The 24297-nt window shown below is 69.2% G+C and carries 16 protein-coding genes; 5 read left to right on the top strand and 11 right to left on the bottom strand.

The window, feature by feature from the left end; translation table 11 throughout:
* Nucleotides 1-94 precede the first annotated feature (94 nt).
* Nucleotides 95-1117 (bottom strand): DUF8189 domain-containing protein, encoded by a 1023-nt coding sequence (locus AC07FV_RS09410; RefSeq protein ID WP_479085887.1) that lies wholly within the window; start codon nucleotides 1115-1117, stop codon nucleotides 95-97.
* A gap of 81 nt (nucleotides 1118-1198) precedes the next feature.
* Here AC07FV_RS09410 and AC07FV_RS09405 point away from each other — a divergent pair, with 81 nt between their 5' ends.
* Nucleotides 1199-1576, top strand: coding sequence for an NTP pyrophosphohydrolase (locus AC07FV_RS09405; RefSeq protein ID WP_479085885.1), 378 nt, complete (start codon nucleotides 1199-1201; stop codon nucleotides 1574-1576).
* Nucleotides 1577-1664: 88 nt separating this feature from the next.
* On the opposite strand, the gene AC07FV_RS09400 is transcribed toward AC07FV_RS09405, so the two are convergent.
* The 9 genes from AC07FV_RS09400 to ngcE all read right to left on the bottom strand — a co-directional run bounded on the left by AC07FV_RS09400 (nucleotide 1665) and on the right by ngcE (nucleotide 13823).
* Nucleotides 1665-3194: an amino acid permease gene (locus tag AC07FV_RS09400; protein ID WP_479085883.1), complete on the bottom strand. Its 1530-nt coding sequence runs from the start codon at nucleotides 3192-3194 to the stop codon at nucleotides 1665-1667.
* Between the two features lie 140 nt (nucleotides 3195-3334).
* Entirely contained in the window at nucleotides 3335-5263 is a 1929-nt protein-coding gene (dxs, locus tag AC07FV_RS09395; RefSeq protein WP_384702615.1) for a 1-deoxy-D-xylulose-5-phosphate synthase, read from the bottom strand.
* 265 nt (nucleotides 5264-5528) lie between these two features.
* Nucleotides 5529-6821: a sugar ABC transporter permease gene (locus tag AC07FV_RS09390; protein WP_383638802.1), complete on the bottom strand. Its 1293-nt coding sequence runs from the start codon at nucleotides 6819-6821 to the stop codon at nucleotides 5529-5531.
* Nucleotides 6818-7609, bottom strand: coding sequence for an ATP-binding cassette domain-containing protein (locus AC07FV_RS09385; protein WP_383638799.1), 792 nt, complete (start codon nucleotides 7607-7609; stop codon nucleotides 6818-6820). Before AC07FV_RS09385 ends, AC07FV_RS09390 begins: the two co-directional genes overlap by 4 nt.
* Nucleotides 7610-7792: 183 nt before the next feature.
* Complete coding sequence (locus AC07FV_RS09380) at nucleotides 7793-8896, bottom strand: substrate-binding domain-containing protein (RefSeq protein ID WP_479086632.1); 1104 nt, start codon at nucleotides 8894-8896, stop codon at nucleotides 7793-7795.
* A gap of 133 nt (nucleotides 8897-9029) precedes the next feature.
* Complete coding sequence (locus tag AC07FV_RS09375) at nucleotides 9030-10241, bottom strand: ROK family transcriptional regulator (protein ID WP_479085881.1); 1212 nt, start codon at nucleotides 10239-10241, stop codon at nucleotides 9030-9032.
* Between the two features lie 193 nt (nucleotides 10242-10434).
* Nucleotides 10435-11358, bottom strand: a complete 924-nt coding sequence (locus AC07FV_RS09370) for a carbohydrate ABC transporter permease (RefSeq protein ID WP_479085880.1) — start codon at nucleotides 11356-11358, stop codon at nucleotides 10435-10437.
* Between the two features lie 4 nt (nucleotides 11359-11362).
* Nucleotides 11363-12289, bottom strand: coding sequence for a carbohydrate ABC transporter permease (locus AC07FV_RS09365; RefSeq protein WP_479085878.1), 927 nt, complete (start codon nucleotides 12287-12289; stop codon nucleotides 11363-11365).
* A gap of 85 nt (nucleotides 12290-12374) precedes the next feature.
* Nucleotides 12375-13823: an N-acetylglucosamine/diacetylchitobiose ABC transporter substrate-binding protein gene (gene ngcE, locus AC07FV_RS09360; protein WP_479085876.1), complete on the bottom strand. Its 1449-nt coding sequence runs from the start codon at nucleotides 13821-13823 to the stop codon at nucleotides 12375-12377.
* A 427-nt stretch (nucleotides 13824-14250) separates the two neighbouring features.
* Between ngcE and AC07FV_RS09355 the strand changes: the two genes are divergently transcribed.
* Together AC07FV_RS09355 and AC07FV_RS09350 are read left to right on the top strand one after the other, a co-directional pair.
* A complete protein-coding gene (locus AC07FV_RS09355; protein ID WP_479085875.1) occupies nucleotides 14251-18057 on the top strand; it encodes a GH92 family glycosyl hydrolase in 3807 nt (1268 codons plus the stop codon).
* Nucleotides 18058-18300: 243 nt separating this feature from the next.
* Complete coding sequence (locus AC07FV_RS09350; protein WP_479085874.1) at nucleotides 18301-19233, top strand: FG-GAP repeat domain-containing protein; 933 nt, start codon at nucleotides 18301-18303, stop codon at nucleotides 19231-19233.
* A gap of 88 nt (nucleotides 19234-19321) precedes the next feature.
* Here AC07FV_RS09350 and acnA read toward each other — a convergent pair whose 3' ends face one another.
* Nucleotides 19322-22036 (bottom strand): aconitate hydratase AcnA, encoded by a 2715-nt coding sequence (gene acnA / locus AC07FV_RS09345; RefSeq protein ID WP_479085873.1) that lies wholly within the window; start codon nucleotides 22034-22036, stop codon nucleotides 19322-19324.
* A gap of 290 nt (nucleotides 22037-22326) precedes the next feature.
* Between acnA and AC07FV_RS09340 the strand changes: the two genes are divergently transcribed.
* Complete coding sequence (locus AC07FV_RS09340; RefSeq protein WP_079030465.1) at nucleotides 22327-22524, top strand: DUF4236 domain-containing protein; 198 nt, start codon at nucleotides 22327-22329, stop codon at nucleotides 22522-22524.
* A 76-nt stretch (nucleotides 22525-22600) separates the two neighbouring features.
* On the top strand, nucleotides 22601-24130 hold the full coding sequence (locus tag AC07FV_RS09335; protein ID WP_053138723.1) for a helix-turn-helix domain-containing protein: 1530 nt from the start codon (nucleotides 22601-22603) through the stop codon (nucleotides 24128-24130).
* Nucleotides 24131-24297 lie beyond the last annotated feature (167 nt).

Genomic DNA, 24297 nt, shown 5'->3' with positions numbered 1-24297 from the left:
ACATCATATGCGGTTCGTTCACCAGTTCCCCATGGTGTGGTCGGCAGGGCCCGCCGGACGGTCGGGGAGCCGCCGGGGGACCGTCCCGGCGCCGTCAGACGGTCTGCCAGGGGCCGAGCGCGAGACCCGGTTCGTCCTTGCGCCGGGTGAGGCGCAGCTCGCCGGTGGAGGGGGAGAACGTGGCCGCCACCAGCCGGCCGTCCGCGTCCAGGGCCAGCGACACCCGCGCGCCGTCGGGCAGCGCGGGACCCGACTCCGTCCACTGCGCGCCCATCTCCTCCTGTTCCGAGGGATAGGCCGCAAAGACGACCCGGCCGGTGTCCGTCGACCGCTGGGCGACGAGCGTGCAGTCGTGACCGTCGATGACGCAGCGGACGGCCGCGACCGGGCCCGGGCCGGCGGCGGCCACCAGGGGCACCGGCTTGCCGCCGGGGCGCCAGGCGCAAAGTTCGCCGGTGCCGGCGTCGGTGAAGAAGACGGTGGTGCGCTCCTCGGAGGTCGCGAGCGCGCGCAGCGAGCCCGGGCGGACCGACGCGTCGACGGCCTCGCCGAGCACCGGCCGCGCGCCCGGCTTCTCCTGGTACCAGTGCCGGATGCCGTCCGTGACGGCCGCGTAGACCTCGACCCTGCCGGACTCCCCCGTCACGGCCGCGGGCTCCTCCTGGACGCCCCGGCCCTTCAGGTCCCGCCAGGGGTCCCAGCCGCCCTTCTCCTTCTGGGCCACCATGCTCAGGCCGCCGCCCCCGTTGCGGACGAAGGCGTGGGCGCGTCCCTGCGCGTCGACCGCCACAGCCGGGGTGCCGGTGCGGTCGCCCTGCTTGTTGGGGTGGCCGGCGGGCTGCCAGTCCAGCGGCGCGAGCAGCGGACGGAAGTGGGTGGTGTGCACGAGGTCGGACCGGTCGGTCCCGGTGGGCCGCCAGGCGACCAGGTGGGCGTAGCCGTCGGCGCCCCGGCCGACCGCGAGCCCGGGGCGCAGTTCCTGATCGCCGCCGATCCTGCGCGGGGCCTCCCAGGGCCCGGCGGGCGTGCGCTCGGCACGCCACAGGGCGGCGTCGTCCGACGGGAGGTAGACACTGAGGCGGCCGTCGCGGCCGAGGAGAAGCCAGTCGCCGTTCACCCGTCCACTCTATGCGGGACGGCCGGTTCCGCGTCGGGCGGGTGCGGACCTGCACGACAGCCCCCGTGCGACCCTGACGGCATGGACGCCAGCGCACCCCTGCTCGTGATCGTCGACGCCGCGAACGTGGTCGGGTCGGTGCCCGACGGCTGGTGGCGGGACCGGCGCGGGGCCGCGGAGCGGTTGCGGGACCTGCTGGCGGCGGACGGGGTGCCGGGGCGGCCCGGCCCGGTGGAGGTCGTGCTGGTCGTCGAGGGCGCCGCCCGCGGGGTGGGCTCCGTGCCCGGCGTGCGGGTGGAGTCGGCGCCGGGCAGCGGGGACGACCACATGGTCGGGCTGGTCGCCCGGGTCGCGGGCGAACGTGCGGTGCTGGTCGTGACGGCCGACCGGGAGCTGCGCCGCCGGGTGACGGAGCTGGGCGCCGAGGTGGCGGGACCGCGGACGGTGCGGCCGCGGTGACGGCACCGCCGCGACCGCGTACGCGTCCGGCCCGGCAGTCCCCGCGGAGGGGGACGCACCGGGCCGGAGTGGCAGGTGACCGGGGTGATCACACCGCGGCGTCGCCCCCGGGCGGCTTCGACGGCCCGTCGGCCGGCGTCTCCTCGCCGAGGGCCATGCGGCTGTGGGTGCGGCTGTACAGGAAGTACACGACGACACCGATCGCCATCCAGACGCCGAAGCGCACCCACGTCTCGGCGGGCAGGTTCAGCATCAGCCACAGCGAGGCGGCGACCGACACGATCGGCAGCACCGGCACCAGCGGCGTGCGGAAGGCGCGCGGCAGGTCGGGGCGGGTCCGACGCAGGATGATCACGCTGATCGCGACGATGACGAACGCGAACAGCGTGCCGATGTTCACCAGCTCGGCCAGCTCGCTGAGGCTGGTGAAGCCCGCGACGATCGCGATGATCACGCCGAGCAGGATGGTCGGCCGGTAGGGGGTCCGGAACCTCGGGTGGACGCGGGAGAAGAAGCGGGGCAGCAGTCCGTCCCGGCTCATCGCGAAGAACACCCGGGTCTGGCCGAGCAGCAGGATCATGCACACCGTGGTGAGGCCGACGGCGGCGCCGAAACTGATCACACCCGCGAAGAAGGGATGCCCGGTGGACTTGAACGCGTCGGCGAGCGGGGCGTCGACGGACAGCTCGCTGTAGTGCTGCATGCCGGTGACCACGATGGAGACGGCGACGTACAGCGCGGTGCAGATGAAGAGGGAGCCGAGGATGCCGCGGGGCATGTCGCGCTGCGGGTTCCTGGTCTCCTCGGCGGCGGTGGCGACGATGTCGAAGCCGATGAAGGCGAAGAAGACGACCGAGGCCGCGGTGAAGATGCCCATCACGCCGAAGTTGGCCGGCGCCCACCCGAACATCAGCTGGATCAGGGGTGAGTCGAGGCCCGCCCCCGCCTCCACGGGCTTCGACTCCGGGATGAACGGGTCGTAGTTGGAACCCTTGACGAAGAAGGCACCCGCGATGATCACGATGAGGACGACGGTCACCTTGATGGCGACCACGATCGAGGTGATCCGCGCCGACAGCTTCATGCCGAGGACCAGGATGCCGGTGAGCACCAGCACCAGGGCGGCGGCCAGGATGTCGAAGCCGAAGCCCTCGGCCCCGTCCCGGCCGCTGAGGGCCTCGGGGAAGGTCACGCCGGCGTTGTCGAAGAACGAACGGATGTAGCCCGACCAGCCGACGGCCACCACCGCCGTGCCGAGCGCGAACTCCAGGACCAGGTCCCAGCCGATGATCCAGGCGGGCAGTTCGCCCAGCGAGGCGTAGGAGAAGGTGTACGCGGAGCCCGCCACCGGAACCGTGGAGGCGAACTCGGCGTAGCAGAGCGCGGCGAGCGCGCAGACGACACCGGCGACGACGAACGCCAGGGCCGTGGAGGGTCCGGCGTTGTCCTTGGCGACGGTGCCGGTCAGTACGAAGATGCCGGTGCCGATGATGACACCGACACCGAAGACGGTCAGATCCAGCGCGGACAGGGACTTCTTGAGCGCGTGCTCCGGCTCCTCCGTGTCACGGATGGACTGCTCGATCTTCTTGGTCCTGAAGAGACTGCTGCTGCTCACGGGGGTTACCTCCGACGCTTGTCGTCCCCGACATGATCGAGAGGGGGGCGTACTGCGTATGCCCCGGCGTGAGCGGATTCACGCGGATGGGCAGGTTTCACCACCCCCATGAGTGGAGAACCTGCCCATCCGGTCGTACGTCAGTCGCGCGCGGCCTCCACCGGGTCCGCCTCGGCGCCCGCGCGCTCGTAGCGGCCGTCGAGCCTGGCGACCAGACCGGTGACCTGGCGGGCGATGTCCGGCGCGGTGAGCCCGATCTCGGCCAGCACCTCGGCGCGTGAGGCGTGGTCGAGGAAGCGCGGCGGGATGCCGAAGTCGCGCAGCGGCACGTCGACACCCGCGTCGCGCAGGGCCTGGGCGACGGCGGAGCCCACGCCGCCGACGCGCGAGTTGTCCTCGACGGTGACGACCACGCGGTGGCGCTCGGCGAGCGGGGCCATGGCCTCGTCGACGGGCTTGACCCAGCGCGGGTCGACGACGGTGGTGGAGATGCCCTGCTTGTCCAGCAGGTCCGCCACCTCCAGGCACATCGGCGCGAGGGCGCCGACGGAGACCAGGAGGACGTCGGGCGTGTCGGTACCGGGGGCGCGCAGCACGTCCATGCCGCCGACGCGGCCGACGGCCGGCACGGCGGGGCCGACGGCGCCCTTGGAGAAGCGCACCACGGTCGGCGCGTCGTCCACCTCGACGGCCTCGCGCAGCTGGGCGCGGACCTGGTCGGCGTCGCGCGGGGCGGCGAGCCGCAGGCCGGGGACGACCTGGAGGATCGACATGTCCCACATGCCGTTGTGGGAGGCGCCGTCGGTGCCGGTGACTCCGGCGCGGTCCAGCACGAAGGTGACGCCGCACTTGTGCAGGGCCACGTCCATCAGCACCTGGTCGAAGGCGCGGTTGAGGAAGGTGGCGTACACCGCGAAGACCGGGTGCACTCCCCCGTGGGCGAGACCGGCCGCGGAGACCGCGCCGTGCTGCTCGGCGATGCCGACGTCGTAGACGCGGTCCGGGAAGGCCTTGGCGAACTTGTCGAGGCCGACCGGCTGGAGCATGGCGGCGGTGATGGCGACGACGTCCTCGCGCTCCTCGCCGATCTTCACCATCTCCTCGCCGAAGACGCTGGTCCAGTCGGCGCCGGAGGTGGAGATGGGCAGGCCCGTGTCGGGGTGGATCTTGCCGACGGCGTGGAAGCGGTCGGCCTCGTCCTGGAGCGCGGGCTGGTAGCCGCGGCCCTTCTCGGTGAGGCAGTGCACGATGACCGGGCCGCCGAAGCGCTTGGCGCGGGTCAGCGCGGACTCCAGGGCCTCCAGGTCGTGGCCGTCGATCGGGCCGACGTACTTCAGGCCGAGGTCCTCGAACATGCCCTGCGGGGCGATGAAGTCCTTCAGGCCCTTCTTGGCGCCGTGCAGGGTGTCGTAGAGCGGGCGGCCGACGACCGGGGTGCGCTCCAGGACCTCCTTGGTACGGGCCAGGAAGCGCTCGTAGCCGTCGGTGGTGCGCAGGGTCGCCAGGTGGTTGGCGAGGCCGCCGATGGTGGGGGCGTAGGAGCGCTCGTTGTCGTTGACGACGATGACGAGGGGGCGGTCCTTGGCGGCGGCGATGTTGTTCAGCGCCTCCCAGGCCATGCCGCCGGTGAGCGCACCGTCGCCGATGACCGCGACGACGTGGCGGTCGCGGCCGAGGACCTCGTTGGCCTTGGCGAGGCCGTCGGCCCAGCCGAGGACGGTCGAGGCGTGGCTGTTCTCGATGACGTCGTGCTCGGACTCGGCCTGCGAGGGGTAGCCGGACAGGCCGCCCTTCATCTTCAGCTTCGAGAAGTCCTGACGGCCGGTGAGCAGCTTGTGCACGTAGGACTGGTGTCCGGTGTCCCAGAGCACCTTGTCGCTCGGCGAGTCGAAGACGCGGTGCAGGGCGAGGGTGAGTTCCACCACGCCGAGGTTGGGGCCCAGGTGGCCGCCGGTCTTGGAGACGGCGTCGACGAGGAAGGTGCGGATCTCCTCTGCCAGCCGGTCCAGCTCTTCCAGGCTGAGCCGGTCCAGATCGCGCGGTCCCGTGATGCGGGTCAGCAGCGGCACCCGTGCCTCCTTGCAGTAGAGCTGTTGCCGGGCTTGTCGAGTCTAATGTTCCGCCGTGGCGGAACGTGTCCGGGCGGTGCGTCGTACGTCACGCGTTCGGCCTTACCCATCGGTGGTCCGTTCTACGACTTCCCCGGGCGGCCGCCCCGCGGATGCCCCGGGCGTCCGCCCGCGCACGGGTCCCCGGACGGGCGGACGGCGAACCGCCCGCCCGGGTGCTGGACCCGGACGGGCGGTGGTGGAGCGGTGACGGGCGCGGCGGCGCCTAGGCGCGGCCGGCCGTCTTCTGCGTCTTGCGGGTGACCGCGTCGATGACGACGGTCGCCAGCAGCACGCCACCGGTGATCATGTACTGGACCGGCGAGGCGATGCCCTCCAGGGCGAGGCCGTACTGGATCGAGATGATCACCATGACGCCGAGCAGCGCGTCCCAGGTGCGGCCGCGGCCGCCGAAGAGGGACGTGCCGCCGATGACGGCCGCGGCGATGACGTTCATCAGGAACTCACCGGTGCCCGCGCCCTGGTTGGCGGAGGCGATCTTCGAGGCCACGAAGAGGCCGCCGATCGCGGCGAAGGTGCCGGCGATCGCGAAGACCGAGATGCGGACCAGGTCCACGTTGATGCCGGCCCGGCGGGACGCCTCGACGCTGCCGCCGAGCGCGTAGACCTTGCGGCCGTAGGCGGTGCGGCGCAGGACGAAGTCCGTGAGCAGCAGGAACGCGAGGAAGATCACCACGGCCAGCGGCAGGCCCTTGTACTGGTTGAAGACGATCGCCACGGCGAAGGCCAGCACGGCGAGCAGCACCGTGCGCACGATGATCTCGTTCAGCGGCCGGGACGGCACCCCGGCGGCCTCGCGCCGGCGGTTGTCGAAGTACGCGGCGAGGAAGTACCCCGCGGTCACGACGACCGCCAGACCGTACGCCGCGGCCACGTCGCTGAAGTAGTAGCTGGTCAGCTTGGCGACGACGCCCTCGGAGTCCAGGTTGATCGTGCCGTTGCTGCCGAGGACCTGGAGCATGAAGCCCTGCCAGAACAGCAGGCCGGCCAGGGTCACGGCGAAGGCCGGGACGCCGATCTTCGCGAAGAAGAAGCCGTGGATGGCGCCGGCCACGGTGCCCGTGAGGATGGCCAGCACCATGGCCAGTATCTCGTTCATCCCGTGCGTGACGCTGAGCACCGCGAAGGTGGCGCCCGCGACACCGCTGACCGAGCCGACCGACAGGTCGATCTCGCCGAGCAGCAGCACGAAGACGATGCCGACGGCGATCATGCCGGTGCCGACCATGGCCACCGACATGTCGGTGAAGTTGCCGGCGGTGAGGAAGTTGGAGTTCAGGCTGGTGAAGATGGCCCAGATGACCAGCAGGCCGACGACGACCGGGAGGGAGCCGAGGTCACCGGCCTTCATCTTCCGCTTGAACTCGCCCAGGTAGCCCGCGAAGCCCTGCTCGCGCACCAGCAGCCGCGGGTCGACGGCGGCGACGGCCGCGGGAGCGGCTTCCGGGTTCGCCGCCGCGCTGTCCGCGGCGGGGGTGGAGGTCTTGTCGATGCTCACTTCTTGATCTCCCCAGTGGTGCGCGCCGCACGACGGGTCACGGCGTTCTCCGTGGCGCCCGTGATGGCGGAGATGATCTCCTCCTGCGAGGTCGACTTGACCTCGAAGACGCCGTTGTTGCGCCCGAGGCGCAGGACGGCGACCTTGTCGGCGACCGCCTTGACATCGGCCATGTTGTGGCTGATGAGGATGACGGCGTGCCCGCGTTCGCGCAGCCGCTCGACGAGGTCGAGGACCTGGGCGGTCTGCTCGACGCCGAGGGCGGCGGTGGGCTCGTCGAGGATGACCAGCTTGGGCTCACCGAGCATGGAGCGGGCGATCGCCACGACCTGGCGCTGACCGCCGGAGAGCGAGGCGATCGGGATGCGGACGCTGGGGATGCGGATGGACAGCGTGTCCAGCAGCTCGCGGGAGCGGCGCTCCATCTCCACCTCGTCCAGGACGCCGCGCTTGCGGATCTCCCGGCCCAGGTAGAGGTTGCCGACGACGTCGATGTTGTCGCACAGCGCGAGGTCCTGGTAGACGGTCGCGATGCCCAGGTTCTGGGCGTCGTGCGGCTTGTTGATGCTGACGGCCTTGCCGTCCCACTCGATGGCGCCTTCATCGATGGGGTGCACGCCGGCGATCGTCTTGACCAGCGTGGACTTTCCGGCTCCGTTGTCGCCCACCAGGGCGACCACCTCACCGGCGTGGACCTCAAGCTCTACGTCGGTGAGCGCCTGGACGGCACCGAATCGCTTGGAGACCCCGCGCAACGCCAGCACGGGCGTAGCGGACACGTGAACCATCTCCTTCGCCGCCTGACCCGGCGGGAGGTTGTACAGAAAACTGGGTGGGGGTGCGGGGAGTGCCCGCGGGGGTGTTCCGTCCGGCGCCCCGCGTAGCTTGCGGGGCTGTGAGTGCGGGGCGCCGGAGGAAGCCGCGTGCAGCCGGTCCCGTACGCGCTCAGGCGGTACGGGGGGCGTGGCTGCTTACTTGAGGCCGATCTTGTCGCAGGCCGCCTTGTACTTGCCGCCACAGATCTCGTCGATCGTGTAGAAGCCTTCCTTGACGACGGTGTCCTTGATGTTGTCCTTGGTCAGCGAGACGACCGGGACGAGGACCGTCGGGATGCCCTTGGTGGTGGCGCTGTCGGCCTTGTCCTTGGCGATGGAGTCGAGCGACTCGCCCTTGGCGAGGGCGACGGCCATCTCGCCGGCGACCTCGGCCTCCTGCGGGTAGGACTTGTAGACGCTCATGTACTGCTCGCCGGTGACGATGCGCTGCACGCCCGCGAGTTCGGCGTCCTGGCCGGTGACCGGGATGTCCGAGATGCCGGCGGCCTTCAGGGCGGTGATGATGCCGCCCGCCATGCCGTCGTTGGCGGAGTAGACGCCGACGATCTTGTCCTTGCCGAGGGCGGAGATGGCGCCCTCCATGTTGGCGTTGGCGTTCTCCGGCTTCCACTCCTTGGTGTCGTACTCGCGGCCGACCTTCACCTTGCCGTCGAGGACGGAGTGGGCGCCCTCCTTGAACTGGGCGGCGTTCGGGTCGGTGGAGGAACCGTTCATCATGACGATCTGGCCGCCCTCGGCCTTGTCGCCGAGCGCCTCCAGGAGGGCCTCGCCCTGGGTCTTGCCGACCGTAACGTTGTCGAACGAGGTGTAGGCGTCGATCGGACCCTCGGCGAGGCGGTCGTAGGCGACGACCGGGATGCCCGCGTCCTTGGCCTTCTTGATCGAGCCGGCGATGGCCTTGGAGTCCACCGCGTCCACGACCAGCACGTCGACCTTGTTGGTCACCATCGTGTCGACCTGCTGCGACTGGAGCGTGGCGTCCTGCTTGGCGTTGGCGTAGACGACCTCGCCCTTGTTGTTCGTGAGCTCCTTGACCTTCTTCTCGATCAAGGGCTTGTCGAACTTCTCGTAGCGCGCGGTCTGGTTCTCCGGAAGGAGCAGCCCGACCTTGATGTCGTCGCCCTTCTTGGCGGCCGAGTCCGACGAGTCGCTCTTGTCGCCGGACTCCTTGGCGCTGCCGCAGGCGGCGAGCGAGACGGCCATGGTGGTGGCGGCAACGACGACGGCGGCACGACGCATACGCGTGTTCACTTCAGAAACCTCCCTGACGAGGCCGCGTCGTTGCGGCCGAGGTGGCTGGAAGTCAACTCGGCCACACGTGCGACGTCAAGAAGTAAATCCTTAACGAGATGACAACGGTGCCATCCGTGCTCTAAGTGAAGGCAGGGGTGGCGGCGGACAGAGCGCCGGTCGCACTTCCGTCCAAAAGGGTCGAATCGCCCATTTCACTGAGGGCGAGGGCGAGCGCCCCCAGCACCTCGGCGCGGCCCCCCAGGGCCCCTGGGAGCACCGAGAGTTGGCGCGCCGCGCTGGGGATCGCGTAGCGGCTCACGGACTCCCTGATGGGCCCCAGAACCAGCTCACCGGCCTCCGCGAGGTCGCCGCCGAGGACGACCCGGCTCGGGTTGAGCAGGTTGCAGAGGTTGGCGACTCCGCTGCCGATGTGGCGGCCCACGTCGGCGATGACCCGCCGGCAGCCCGGGTCGCCGTCCCGGGCCAGCCGCACGACGCCCTCCATGGTCAGATCGGTGCCGTGGCTCGGCTGGAGGAGCGGCAGCACGTAGCGCGCGGCCGCGAAGGTCTCCAGGCAGCCGCGGTTGCCGCAGCGGCAGACGGGGCCGGACTCGTCCAGGGTGATGTGCCCGATCTCGCCCGCGGTGCCGCCGGGCCCGCGGTAGATCTTGCCGTCGATCACCAGGCCCGCGCCGACACCGCTGGCGACCTTGATGTACGCCAGGTCCCGCACGCCCCTGCCGCTGCCCCAGACCAGCTCGCCCAGCGCCCCGAGGTTGGCGTCGTTGTCCACGTGCACCGGCACGCCGAGCCGCCCCCGCAGCTCCTCGGCGGGCTTGGTGCCGCCCCAGCCGGGCAGGATGGCGGTCGAGCCCAGCGTCCCCGACTCCACGTCGATCGGACCGGGCACGCCGAGCCCCACGCCGGCAACCTTGGAGGGGTCGATGCCGGTGGCCGCGATCAGCCGGTTGACCAGCTGTTCCGCCCGGTCGAAGCCCTGTGCGGCGGACGCGTCGACGTCCAGCGGCTCGGACTCCTCGGCGAGCACCTGGTGGGCCAGGTTCCCCACCGCGACGCGCAGGTGGGTGTGCCCGAAGTCCACGCCGATGACGATGCCGGCGTCCCCGCTCAGCGAGACGCTGCGGGCCCGGCGGCCGCCCGCCGAGGTGGGGGTGACCTCGACCGTCCCACCGTCCTTCAGCTCCCGGACGATGTTCGAGACGGTCGCCGCGGACAGGCCCGTCGTCCTCGCGATCTCCGCCTGCGTGAGCGACCCGGCGAGCCGTACTGCCCGTACGACCCGTTCCAGGTTGGCTCGGTGCAGCGACGACTGCGACCCGGGAGTCTCCACGACGACCTCCTGCGCGCGGGGCCGCTTCTATGAGGCCCCGTCCATGTCCAACTAGTGAACTCTAAGCTGAGCCGTTCGGGTCGCCTCCCGTCAAGAGGTTGAACCGCATCCGGGTGCCCGGTACACCGGGGCACACACGTGTGCGTGCCGCCCCCGGGACTCCGGGAGCGGCACGCGCGCGAGGGCGGGGGCGCTACTTCAGGGCGCCCGCCGTCAGGCCCTGCACCACCTGGCGCTGGAAGATGATGTACGCCGCCAGCACCGGCAGCATCGCCATCACCAGGCCGGCGAACAGGCCCGACCAGTCACCCTTGTAGCCCTGGCTCACCGCCAGCTGCACCAGGCCCTGGGTCAGGACGTGCTTGTCCGGGTCCGTGTTCAGCACGGTCGGCAGCATGTACTGGTTCCACTGCCCCAGGAAGTTGAAGATGCCCACACTGATCAGGCCCGGCTTGGCCATCGGCAGCATGACCTGGAAGAACGTCCGGGTGTGCGAGGCCCCGTCCACGAACGCGGCCTCCGCCACCGAACTCGGCAGGGTCCGGAAGAAAGCGGTCAGGAAGAACACCGTGAAGGGCAGCGAATAGGCGATGTAGACGAGGATCAGCCCGTGAATGGTGTTCAGCAGCCCCATGTTGTCCACCACGTAGAACAACGGGACCAGCGCCAGCATGATCGGGAAACTCATGCCGCCGACGAACAAGTAATAGATGAAGCGGTTGCCCGGGAATTCGAACCGGGCGAGCACATAGGCGGCCATCGAGCCGAGCACCAGCGTGCCGATGAGCGAACCGCCCACCACCAGGACGGTATTGAGGAAGTAGTCGCTCATGTGCGCCTGGGACCAGGCCCGCGACCAGTTGTCGAAGTTCAGCTTGTCCGGCAGCGACCAGGGTGAGCCGAAGATGGAGGCGTCGTCCTTGAAGGAGGTCATCACCGCCCACACCAGCGGCATGCCGACCATGATCGCCCAGATCACGAGGACGCCGTGGGAGAAGACGTTGAGGGTGGTGCCCTCCTTCTTCCCCTTCTTGAGCCCGCCGGGTGCGGCCTCGGTCTTCAGGACGGGCGTGCCGGACTCGGCCGGCACGGGGGCGGGGGTCTCGGTCGTCTTCATCTGATCAGTACTCCAGCCGCTCGCGCCGGCCCAGCTTCATCACGAGGGCCGCGAAGGCCAGCGTGACGAGGAGCAGGGCGACGCCGATCGTGGTGGCGTAGGCGGCCTGACCGTCCCGGAACGCCTTCTGGTACACGTACAGGACCATCACGGAGGTCGAGTAGTCGGGTCCGCCGGGGCCGACCGTCATGATCTGCACGACGGCGAACGACTCGGCGCCCAGCGCGAGGATGCCCATGTAGACCCAGCCGGACTGCACGGTGTCCCACAGCAGCGGCAGGGTGACCTTGAAGAAGGTCGTGACGCGGGTCGCCCCGTCCAGCAGCGCAGCCTCGTACAGCTCCGCCGGGATGGAGGCCATGCCCGCGGAGAAGAGGACCACGAAGAAGCCGACCGTCGACCAGACGAGCACCGCCATCACGCACCACAGCGCGAGGTTCGGGTCGCCGAGCCACAGCGGCTGCACGGAGTCCAGGCCCAGCCCGCGCAGCAGGGAGTTGACCGCGCCGCTGTCCGGGTTGTACGCGAACTGGAACAGCAGGGCGACGATCGCGATGGAGAGCACCTGCGGGAAGAAGTAGACGATCTTGTAGAAGCCGGAGCCCCGGACCCCGGTGATCACCGGGCCGCCCTTCCGCTTCCGGCCGCCCACGTTGATCATGAACGAGAAGAAGAGCGCCAGGCCGAGCGTCACCAGCGGCACCAGCAGGGCGAACAGGACGCTGTGCCAGAGCGACTTCCAGAAGATGTCGTCGTCGAGCATCCGCGAGTAGTTGTCGAAGCCGACCATCTCGAACTCGGGACTCAGTCCCGTCCAGTCCGTGAACGAGTAGTAGATGGACTGGATGAACGGCCAGACGACGAAGAGCGCGTACAGTCCCAGGGGAACCGCCAGGAACCCCACGATGAACCGGTACTTGCCGTGCTGCATTGCTGATGACCCCGATCTGCGCGCGGGTGGCGCCGCCAGGGCCCGTCCGGCGCGGGAGCGCGGGAGGGGCCCTGGCGGCACGTCCTCACTGGTGCTTGTAGTGCTTGATCGACGAGTCCTTGGCGGCCTCGTCGGCGAAGCCCTGGATCTTCTTGATCGTCTCGGCCGGGGTGAGCCGGCCGGCCATCATCTCGCCCAGACAGGAGACGCCGATCTTCTCCTTCTGGAGCTGCACGTACCAGTCCTGCATGCGCGGGTTCACCACGTTGTCGCCGGCCAGCTCCAGCGCCGCGACACCGGCCTTGAGGCCAGGGGTCAGCTCGATGCCGTCGGTGCCGCCGTTGTAGGCGCTCAGCGACTTCACCTTGCTGGTGAAGTTCTTCGAGGACGCCTCGCTGAGCATGATGCGCAGCTGCTCCATGCCGCCGGCGCCGTTGGCCGCCTTGGCCGGGACGATGAAGGGCTCACCGCCGGAGGCCCAGATGGTGCCGAAGGGCATCTTGTCGCTGCCGTCGATGCCGGGCGGGGCCGAGACGGCGAGGTCGAAGTCGGCGGGGATGACGTTGGCCGACTCGTTCTCCACCCAGGAGCCGTTGGGCAGGAACAGGGCGTCGCCCTTGGCCCAGGCGGTCTGCGACTGGATGTGGTCCAGGCCCGGGGTGCCCTTGAGGACGTAGCCCTTCTTGTACAGCTCGTACCAGGCCTCGAAGACCGTCTTGACCGCCGGGTGCTTCCAGGCGTTCGGCTCCAGGTTGTCGATGGCGTCGAGCACCTCGACGCCGCCGACCTTGGCGATCATCGGGGACATCGAGAAGGGGATGTAGTACGGGTACTTGCCCGCGTACGTCCAGCCGGCCATGCCCTTCTTCTTGGCCTTCGCGCAGACCGCGAGCATCTCGTCCCAGGTCTGGGGGTACTCCGCGTCCAGCGAGTCCAGCGCCTTCTTGGAGTACCAGTTCCCGTAGACCGTGTAGGCGTAGTACAGGATCCAGACCGGGTCCCCGTCGAACTGGCCCATCTCGACGATGCCCGGCCGCAGGGTGTCGCGGACCTTCTTGTTCGGGTCGTCGTAGGACGGGGCGTCCAGCAGCGGGGTGAGGTCGGTGAGCTGCTTCTTGCCGACCAGGACGCCCATGTCCATCTGCTCGGCACCGGAGTTGTCGACGAGGTCGGGCGGGTTGCCGCCGTTGAAGCGCGGCTGGAGGGTGGACTGGATCTTCTGGGTGGCGGAGAACTTCACCGTGGCCTCCGGGAAGGCCTTCTCGTACAGCTTCACGGCGTCCTCGGCGTACTCCTTGCCGAAGCCCCCGTCGAAGAGGACGAAGTCCATCTTGGCGCTCTCGTTGACCGCCAGCGGGTTCTCCGCGGACTTCTTGCCCGCCTCCGCCTTCTCCTGGTCGTCCCCGCCGCCGCTCGCGCAGGCGGAGAGGAAACTCATGGTCGGTACGGAGATCAGGCCGAGCGCCGCGGAACGCTTGATCAGATCGCGGCGGCCGACGCCCTTGCCGTCGTTCTCGGCGGAAGTGGATCCCATGCTCAAGTCCTCGCCTTCTCCAGGACTCAGGCGGTGAACCGGATCCTCCCCGGCACCGCGATCGGGTCACGCTGGGTCGTGCAGGAAATGCGGGTACTGCTGTACGCACACCGCGTACGGACACTGCTGTTCGGGCGCTCTGGCGGGTCCTCTTCGCGATTCCCCCGGATCCCCCCGATGGGCGACAGGTATAGTCCACTTTCCGTCGGCTGAGCAAGATCGAATGCAAGGTTGGCGGTACGTCTTTTCCGAGTTGAGACCTCCCGGAAATATGAACGGCCTGTGTCTCACTTGCCGGAAGAATCCCTTCCATAAGCCTCGAACGCCACAAGCAACACCCTTGACATCACTTGCCACTTGACCCCTACTGGTCCTTGCGCAGTTGAGTTGACAACGTTGTCCCCAGCGCAGGGAGGGTGGCCAGGGCATGCAGTACAGAGTTCGGCACAGATGGGGTCCGGCGGTCGTGATGACGACCGCCTTCGCCGTGGCGGTGGGTTCGCAGGGGGCGGCGGTCGCGCTGCCCGGGGCACCCGCCAAGGCCGACCGGGAGTTCAGCTCCTCGTTCGAGGCGGACGATCCGGCTCCGGACTGGCTCAACACCGTGGACACGGGCCGGGACGGCAAGAAGCGGGCCTCGGGCGTCGACGGCGGATTCAGCACCGGCATACCGGGCAGCGTCACCGACCACGTCACCGAGGTGCGGGCCAACGCGGAGAACGCGGGCGGCGGCGAGGTCAAGGAGAACCTCGTCGACGGTGAACCGACCACCAAGTGGCTGACCTTCGAGAAGACCGGCTGGATCGAGTTCGACCTGGACGAACCGGCGAAGATCGCGAAATACGCGCTCACCTCCGCCAACGACCACGCCGAGCGCGACCCTGCCGACTGGACCCTCAAGGGCTCGGCGGACGGCGCCGACTGGCGGACGCTGGACACCCGTTCCGGGGAGTCCTTCGACGAGCGGTTCCAGACGAAGACGTACGACCTGGCCGAGGCTGCCGAGTACCGGCACTTCCGGCTGGAGATCACGAAGAACAACGGGGCGGGCGACGCGCTCCAGCTCGCCGACGTGCACCTGGCCACCGCCGCCACCGAGACGCCGACCCCCGAGGACATGCTCTCCCTCGTCGACCGCGGCCCGAGCGGCTCGCCGACGGCGAAGGCGGGCGCCGGGTTCACCGGCAGGCACGCGCTGCGGTACGCGGGCCGGCACACCGCGGACGGCCGGGCCTACTCGTACAACAAGGTCTTCGACGTCGACGTGAAGGTCGACCGCCGCACGGAGCTGTCGTACAAGATCTTCCCGTCGATGGCCGACGGCGACCTCGACTACGACGCCACGAACGTCTCCGTCGACCTCGCCTTCACCGACGGCACCCACCTGAGCGACCTCAAAGCCACCGACCAGCACGGGTTCCCGCTGACGCCGCGCGGTCAGGGCGACGCCAAGATCCTCTACGTCAACCAGTGGAACAGCGTGAAGTCGGGGATCGGGTCGGTCGCGGCCGGCAAAACCGTCGACCGCATCCTGGTGGCGTACGACTCCCCCAAGGGCCCGGCGAAGTTCCGGGGCTGGCTGGACGACGTGGCCATCGAGCGGGCCGAGCCCGAGCGGCCGAAGGCCCACCTGTCGGACTACGCGCTGACCACCCGCGGCACCAACTCCACCGGCGGCTTCTCGCGCGGCAACAACATCCCGGCGACCGCCGTACCGCACGGCTTCAACTTCTGGACGCCGGTGACCAACGCCGGTTCCCTGAGCTGGCTGTACGACTACGCGCGCGGCAACAACGCGGACAACCTGCCGACCCTCCAGGCGTTCGGCGCGAGCCACGAGCCGAGCCCCTGGATGGGCGACCGGCAGACCTTCCAGGTGATGCCGTCCGCGGCCTCCGGCACCCCGGACACCGGCCGCGACGCCCGCGAGCTGGCCTTCCGGCACGAGAACGAGACCGCCCGGCCGTACTACTACGGGGTGCGGTTCGAGAACGGCCTGAAGGCCGAGATGGCGCCGACCGACCACGCCGCGATGATGCGCTTCACCTACCCCGGTGACGACGCGAGCGTGATCTTCGACAACGTCAACGACCAGGCCGGCCTGACCCTGGACAAGGAGAACGGCACCTTCAGCGGCTACTCGGACGTCAAGTCGGGGCTGTCCACGGGCGCCACCCGCCTCTTCGTCCACGGCGAGTTCGACAGCAAGGTCACCGGCGGCGACTCCAGCGGCGTCAAGGGCCACCTGCGCTTCGACGCGGGCCGGGACCGCACCGTGACGCTGCGCATCGCCACCTCGCTGATCAGCGTCGAGCAGGCGAAGGACAACCTGCGCCAGGAACTCCCGGCGCGCGCCTCCTTCGACAGGGTCAAGCGCGACGCCCAGAAGCAGTGGGACAAGGTCCTCGGCAAGGTCGAGGTCGAGGGCGCCACGCAGGACCAGCTGACCACGCTGTACTCCAGCCTCTACCGGCTGTACCTGTACCCGAACGCTGGCCACGAGAAGGTCGACGGGACGTACAAGTACGCCTCCCCGTTCTCCAAGGCGGTCAAGGAGGACACCCCGACGGAGACCGGCGCCAAGATCGTCGACGGCAAGGTCTACGTCAACAACGGCTTCTGGGACACCTACCGGACCACCTGGCCCGCGTACTCCTTCCTGACCCCGTCCAAGGCCGGTGAGCTGGTCGACGGCTTCGTGCAGCACTACAAGGACGGCGGCTGGACCTCCCGCTGGTCCTCCCCCGGCTACGCGGACCTGATGACCGGCACCTCCTCGGACGTGGCCTTCGCCGACGCGTACGTCAAGGGCGTCGACTTCGACGCGAAGGCGGCGTACGACGCGGCCGTCAAGAACGCCACCACGGTGCCCCCGTCCTCGGGCGTGGGCCGCAAGGGCATGGCGACCTCGCCGTTCCTCGGCTACACCAGCACCGCGACGCACGAGGGCCTTTCGTGGGCGCTGGAGGGCTACCTCAACGACTACGGCATCGCGAAGATGGGTGAGAAGCTCTACAAGGAGACGGGTCAGAAGCGGTACCAGGAGGAGTCGGCGTACTTCCTGAACCGCGCCCAGGACTACGTCAACATGTTCGACGCGAAGGCCGGCTTCTTCCAGGGCAAGGACGCGTCCGGCAAGTGGCGCGTGGACTCCGAGAAGTACGACCCGCGCGTGTGGGGCCACGACTACACGGAGACCAACGGCTGGGGCTACGCCTTCACCGCCCCGCAGGACAGCCGGGGCCTGGCCAACCTGTACGGCGGCCGCAAGGGACTCGGTGACAAGCTCGACGAGTACCTGTCCACGCCCGAGACGGCCTCCCCGGAGTTCGTCGGCTCCTACGGCGGGGTCATCCACGAGATGACCGAGGCGCGGGACGTCCGGATGGGCATGTACGGGCACTCCAACCAGGTCGCGCACCACGCCCTGTACATGTACGACGCGGCCGGGCAGCCGTACAAGACGCAGAAGAACGTCCGCGAGGTGCTCTCCCGCCTCTACACCGGCAGCGACATCGGCCAGGGCTACCACGGCGACGAGGACAACGGCGAGCAGTCGGCCTGGTTCCTCTTCTCCGCCCTCGGCTTCTACCCGCTGGTGATGGGCAGCGGCGAGTACGCCGTCGGCTCCCCGCTGTTCACCAAGGCGACCGTCCACCTGGAGAACGGCCGCGAGCTGGTCGTCAAGGCGCCGAAGAACAGCATGAAGAACGTCTACGTGCAGGGTCTCAAGGTCAACGGCAAGCGGTGGAACTCCACTTCGCTCCCCCACTCGCTGATCGCGAAGGGCGGTGTCCTGGAGTTCGACATGGGCGCGAAGCCCTCCGCGTGGGGCACCGGCGCGCACGCCGCGCCGCCGTCGATCACCCAGGACGACGAGGTGCCGACCCCGCGCGCGGACGCCGTCGAGGGCGAGGGCGCCCTGTTCGACGACACGTCGGCGACGGAGGCGGCCGTGACCTCGCTCGACCTGCCGGTGTCCGGCAAGGGCGCCGAGGCGGTCCAGTACACCCTGACGTCGCCGGCGGACCGGACGAAGGCCCCGACGGGCTGGAAGCTCGAGGGCTCGGCCGACGGCACGACCTGGCGGACGCTGGACCGGCGCACGGGCGAGTCCTTCGCCTGGGACCGGCAGACGCGGGCGTTCTCGGTGAAGTCACCGGGCACCTACACGAAGTACCGGCTCGTCCTGGACGGCGAGCACACGCTGGCGGAGGTGGAACTGCTGGCGTGAGGATGAGCACGCGCCGAAGGTGAGCGCGGGATGACGACGCGGGGTACGCCGGGTGACCGGCGTACCCCGCAAAAGGTTGTACGGCCCATCGTTGCGCTTGCGTACCTGTTCTGTACCGCTCCTGTCCCCCGTCGTAAATCTGATTGACGCGTGAACGTCATGTGTAAGGATCACGAAGTACCCCGGGAACCTGCGGACTTACCCGTCCGCGCTCCCTTCAGCATGACCAGATGGAGGACCCACGTGGCCAAAAGCTCCGGCCTGAACACGCGTCGCGCCCTGGCGCGTGCCACGGCTGCGGCGCTCACCGCCGCCCTGGTGGCGACCGGTGCGAGCACCGCCGTCGCCGCCGACGCGCCGGGACCGATCGCGTCCCGCCAGCACGTCGACGCGAAGACGTCGGACAAGTCGAAGTTCGGCGCGTCCGCGCTGCCCGGCGACGCGCAGATCAACCCGCTGTTCGGTGTGGACGGCAACGGCGACCTGTGGAGCTACTTCCCCACCGGCGAGGGCGGCCTGGACTCCCGCTGGGAGTCCGGCTACGGGTGGCAGACGGCCCGCGCCATGACGCAGGTCGACCACGACGCCGACGGCTCCTCGGACGGCCTCTGGCACGTCACGTCCGGCGGCCAGCTCTACTACGCCCCCTGGGGCACCGAGGACCACACCCTCGTCGGCAACGGCTGGAAGATCTACAACCAGCTCTTCTCGCCGGCGAACGTCGGCGGCGCCGGCGCCGACGACCTGCTCGCCCGGGACAGCTCCGGCGTGCTGTGGCTGTACCTCGGCTACGGCAACGGCAAGCTGACCCAGCGCTACAAGGTCGGCAGCGGGTGGAACGCGTACACCCACATCACCGGCAAGGGCGACCTGACCGGTGACGGCAAGGACGACATCGTCGCCAAGGACAAGTCCGGCGTGCTGTGGCTCTACAAGGGCACCGGCAACTACAAGGCGCCGTTCTCGTCCCGCGCCCGCATCGGTGGCGGCTGGAACACGTACAACAACATCGTGTCCGTCGGCGACATCGACATCGACGGCATCACGGACCTCGTCGCCCGCAACACGAACGGGGCCCTGTACCTGTACAAGGGCACCGGCAACGGCTCCAAGCCGCTCAGCTCGCCGGTGAAGATCGGCGCCGGCGGCTGGAACACGTACCGCCTGCTCTTCTGAGGCGCCCCGCGCCTTCGATGAAGGCATGAACGAGGGCCGCACCCCCGGTGATCCGGGGGTGCGGCCCTCAGTCGTCGTGCGCTGCCGCCTACTTGCGGATCAGGCTGCGCAGCACGTACTGGAGGATGCCGCCGTTGCGGTAGTAGTCCGCCTCACCCGGGGTGTCGATGCGGACGACCGCGTCGAACTCGACGCCGGTGTCGGTGGTGACCTTCACCGTGCGCGGGGTGGTGCCGTCGTTCAGCTCGGTGACGCCGGAGACGGAGAAGGACTCCTCGCCGGTCAGGCCGAGGGAGGCCGCGGTCTGGCCCTCCGGGAACTGCAGCGGCAGGACGCCCATGCCGATGAGGTTCGAGCGGTGGATGCGCTCGTAGGACTCGGCGATGACGGCCTTGACGCCGAGGAGCGCGGTGCCCTTGGCGGCCCAGTCGCGGGACGAGCCGGAGCCGTACTCCTTGCCGGCCAGGACGACGAGCGGGATGCCCTGCTCGATGTAGTTGCGGGAGGCGTCGTAGATGAACGACACCGGCCCGTCCGCCTGGGTGAAGTCGCGGGTGTAGCCGCCCTCGGTGCCCGGCGCGATCTGGTTGCGCAGGCGGATGTTGGCGAAGGTGCCGCGGATCATGATCTCGTGGTTGCCGCGGCGCGAGCCGTAGCTGTTGAAGTCGCGGCGCTCGACGCCGTGCTCCGTCAGGTACTTGCCGGCCGGGGTGTCGGCCTTGATCGCGCCGGCCGGGGAGATGTGGTCGGTGGTGACCGAGTCGCCCAGCTTGGCGAGCACCCGGGCGCCGGAGATGTCCTCGACCGGGGCGGGCTCCATGCCCATGCCCTCGAAGTACGGGGGCTTGCGCACGTAGGTGGACTCGCCGTCCCACTCGAAGGTGTCGCCGGTGGGGATCGACAGCGCCTGCCACTGGGCGTCGCCCGCGAAGACGTCGCTGTAGGACTTGGAGAACATGTCCTCGCCGATGGCGTTGGCGACGACGTCGTTGACCTCGGCCTCGGAGGGCCAGATGTCCTTCAGGTAGACGGGGTTGCCGTCCTGGTCGGCGCCCAGGGCGTCCTTGGTGATGTCCACCTTCATGGAGCCCGCGAGGGCGTAGGCGACCACCAGCGGCGGGGACGCCAGGTAGTTCATCTTGACGTCGGGGTTGATCCGGCCCTCGAAGTTGCGGTTGCCGGAGAGCACCGAGGTGACGGCGAGGTCGTGGTCGTTGACGGCCTTGGAGACCTCGTCCGGCAGCGGGCCGGAGTTGCCGATGCAGGTGGTGCAGCCGTAACCGACGAGGTTGAAGCCGACCTTGTCGAGGTAGGGGGTCAGGCCCGCCTTCTCGAAGTAGTCGGTGACGACCTTGGAACCCGGGGCGAGGGTGGTCTTGACCCACGGCTTGCGGGTCAGGCCCTTCTCGACCGCCTTCTTGGCCACCAGGGCGGCGGCGACCATGACGTACGGGTTGGAGGTGTTGGTGCAGGAGGTGATGGCCGCGACCGTCACCGCACCGTGGTCCAGCTCGTAGGTCGTGCCGTCGGGGGCGGTGACCGGGACCGGGTTGGACGGCACGCCGTTGGTGACGGCGGGGGCGTCGGAGGCCGGGAAGGACTCCTGGCCGGCCTCGTCCACGCTGTCGACGTAGTTGCGCACGTCCTGCTTGAACTGCTCGGCGGCGTTCGCGAGGACGATGCGGTCCTGCGGGCGCTTCGGGCCGGCGATGGAGGGGACGACCGTGGAGAGGTCCAGCTCCAGCTTCTCGGAGAAGTCCGGCTCGGCCTTCGGGTCCAGCCAGAGGCCCTGCTGCTTGGCGTACGCCTCGACGAGGGCGACCTGCTGGTCGGAGCGGCCGGTCAGGCGCATGTAGTTCAGCGTCTCGTCGTCGATCGGGAAGATCGCGGCGGTGGAGCCGAACTCCGGCGACATGTTGCCGATGGTGGCGCGGTTGGCGAGGCTGGTGGCCGCCACGCCCTCGCCGTAGAACTCGACGAACTTGCCGACGACGCCGTGCTTGCGCAGCATCTCGGTGATCGTGAGGACCAGGTCGGTGGCTGTGGTGCCGGGGGTCAGCTCACCGGTGAGCTTGAAGCCGACGACGCGCGGGATCAGCATGGAGACCGGCTGGCCGAGCATCGCGGCCTCGGCCTCGATGCCGCCGACGCCCCAGCCGAGGACGCCGAGGCCGTTGACCATGGTGGTGTGCGAGTCGGTGCCGACCAGGGTGTCGGGGTAGGCCTTGCCGTCACGGGTCATGACGACGCGGGCCAGGTGCTCGATGTTCACCTGGTGGACGATGCCGGTGCCCGGGGGGACGACCTTGAAGTCGTCGAAGGCGGTCTGGCCCCAGCGCAGGAACTGGTAGCGCTCCTTGTTGCGGCCGTACTCCAGGTCGACGTTCTGCTGGAAGGCGTCGTTCGTGCCGAACTTGTCGGCGATGACCGAGTGGTCGATGACCATCTCGGCCGGGGAGAGCGGGTTGATCTTGTTCGGGTCGCCGCCCAGCTCCTTGACGGCCTCACGCATGGTGGCGAGGTCGACCACGCAGGGCACGCCGGTGAAGTCCTGCATGATCACGCGGGCGGGCGTGAACTGGATCTCCTGGGACGGCTGGGCCTGCGAGTCCCATCCGCCGAGGGCGCGGATGTGGTCGACGGTGATGTTCGCGCCGTCCTCGGTGCGGAGCAGGTTCTCCAGCAGGACCTTCAGGCTGTAGGGAAGGCGCGCGGAGCCCTCGACCTTGTCCAGCCGGAAGATCTCGTACGACTCGTCGCCCACCTGCAGCGTGCTGCGGGCGTCGAAGCTGTTCGCCGACACGACAGTCTCCTTCATTTATGTGCGCGTACCACCGCATCCTGCCGCCACGCCACCCTGGCCAATCCGCTAAGGTAAGGCTAAGTTAGGTAACCCTTACCAGGGTGGCGACCGCGGTACGCCTCGGCAGATATCTCGATGTCGAGATAACTCTAGTACATGGGGGCGGCCGGGTCATGCCCGGGCGCCGTGTGGCGTGCGCCCCACCCGGGTGACCCCGGCGGCCATCTCTACGCCGAACCGGGGTATCCGACTTGCGCCGGAACCCCCGGCACTACTCGGAAGGGGGCATGATGCCGCTCACGTTCCGCAAGAGCTTCCGGATCCTCCCCGGAGTGCGGCTGAACATCAACAAGCGTTCGTGGTCCATCACGACCGGTGGCAAGAACGGTCCGCGCCACACCCGCAGCAGCACCGGACGCCGTACGACATCGATGGATCTGCCCGGGCCTTTCGGATGGCGTCGCACGACGACCAGCAAGCGGCGCTGAGCCCGGCGTTGACACCCCGTCACCCGGACGGACCCCCCGAGAGGCGCGATCTCATATCTGAGATAGCCTCAACCTCATGGCAGACGACTACCTCGTACGCATCGGCAAGCTCATCCGTGACGCCCGGCAGCACCGCGGCTGGACCCAGTCACAGCTTGCGGAGGCGCTCAACACCAGTCAGAGCGCCGTCAACCGCATCGAGCGCGGCAACCAGAACATCAGCCTTGAGATGATCGCCCGAATCGGTGAAGCGCTGGACAGCGAAATCGTCTCTCTGGGCTACTCGGGCCCGATGCACCTGCGCGTGGTCGGCGGCCGGCGCCTCTCGGGGGCCATCGACGTCAAGACCAGCAAGAACGCCTGCGTGGCCCTGCTGTGCGCCTCGCTGCTCAACAAAGGGCGCACGGTGCTGCGCCGGGTCGCCCGGATCGAGGAGGTCTACCGCCTCCTGGAGGTCCTGAACTCCATCGGCGTGCGCACCCGCTGGATCAACGACGGCACCGACCTGGAGATCGTGCCGCCGAGCGAGCTGAACATGGAGGCCATCGACGCCGAGGCCGCCGTCCGCACCCGCTCCATCATCATGTTCCTCGGCCCGCTGCTGCACCGCATGGACCGCTTCCGGCTGCCCTACGCCGGCGGCTGCGACCTCGGCACCCGGACCATCGAGCCGCACATGATCGCGCTGCGCCGCTTCGGCCTGGACGTCGCCGCGACGGAGGGCCACTACCACGCGGTCGTGGACCGCCAGGTGCGCCCGGACCGCCCGATCGTGCTGACCGAGCGCGGCGACACGGTCACCGAGAACGCGCTCCTCGCCGCCGCCCGCCATGACGGCGTCACCGTCATCCGCAACGCCTCCTCCAACTACATGGTCCAGGACCTCTGCTTCTTCCTGGAGGCCCTCGGCGTCCGCGTCGAAGGCATCGGCACCACCACCCTCACCGTGCACGGCATGCCGGTCATCGACGCCGACGTCGACTACTCCCCCTCCGAGGACCCGGTGGAGGCGATGAGCCTGCTCGCCGCCGCCGTGGTCACGGAGTCGGAGCTGACGGTCCGCCGGGTCCCGATCGAGTTCCTGGAGATCGAGCTGGCGGTCCTGGAGGAGATGGGCCTGGACAACGACCGCACGCCGGAGTACTTCGCCGACAACGGCCGCACCCGCCTGGTGGACCTGACCGTGCGCCCCTCCAAACTCGAAGCGCCGATCGACAAGATCCACCCCATGCCCTTCCCGGGCCTGAACATCGACAACGTCCCCTTCTTCGCGGCCATCGCGGCCTCGGCGCAGGGCCAGACCCTGATCCACGACTGGGTCTACGACAACCGCGCCATCTACCTCACCGACCTCAACCGCCTCGGCGGCCGCCTCCAGCTCCTGGACCCCCACCGCGTCCTGGTCGAGGGCCCCACCCGCTGGCGCGCCGCCGAGATGATGTGCCCGCCCGCCCTGCGCCCCGCCGTGGTCGTCCTCCTGGCCATGATGGCCGCCGAGGGCACGTCGGTGCTGCGCAACGTGTACGTCATCAACCGGGGCTACGAGGACCTGGCGGAGCGGCTGAACTCGATCGGGGCGCAGATCGAGATCTTCCGGGACATCTGACCGGGACATCCGAGAAGGGTCCTGAAAAGGGTTCCGAAGACCGGGACACCCAGGATGCGACGCAGGCGGGGGCGGAAAGGAGTGTAGGCCTTCCTTTCCCCCCCTGTTTCCCCTGGCCCACCAACCCCCACATTTGACAAGTGTCCCCAGGGTTCCAGTCGTTTGTT

It is taken from the genome of Streptomyces sp. NPDC045956 (genome assembly GCF_056430705.1).
The sequence above is the reverse complement of the archived record's forward strand: the minus strand, read 5'-3'. Positions and strand labels throughout refer to the sequence as shown.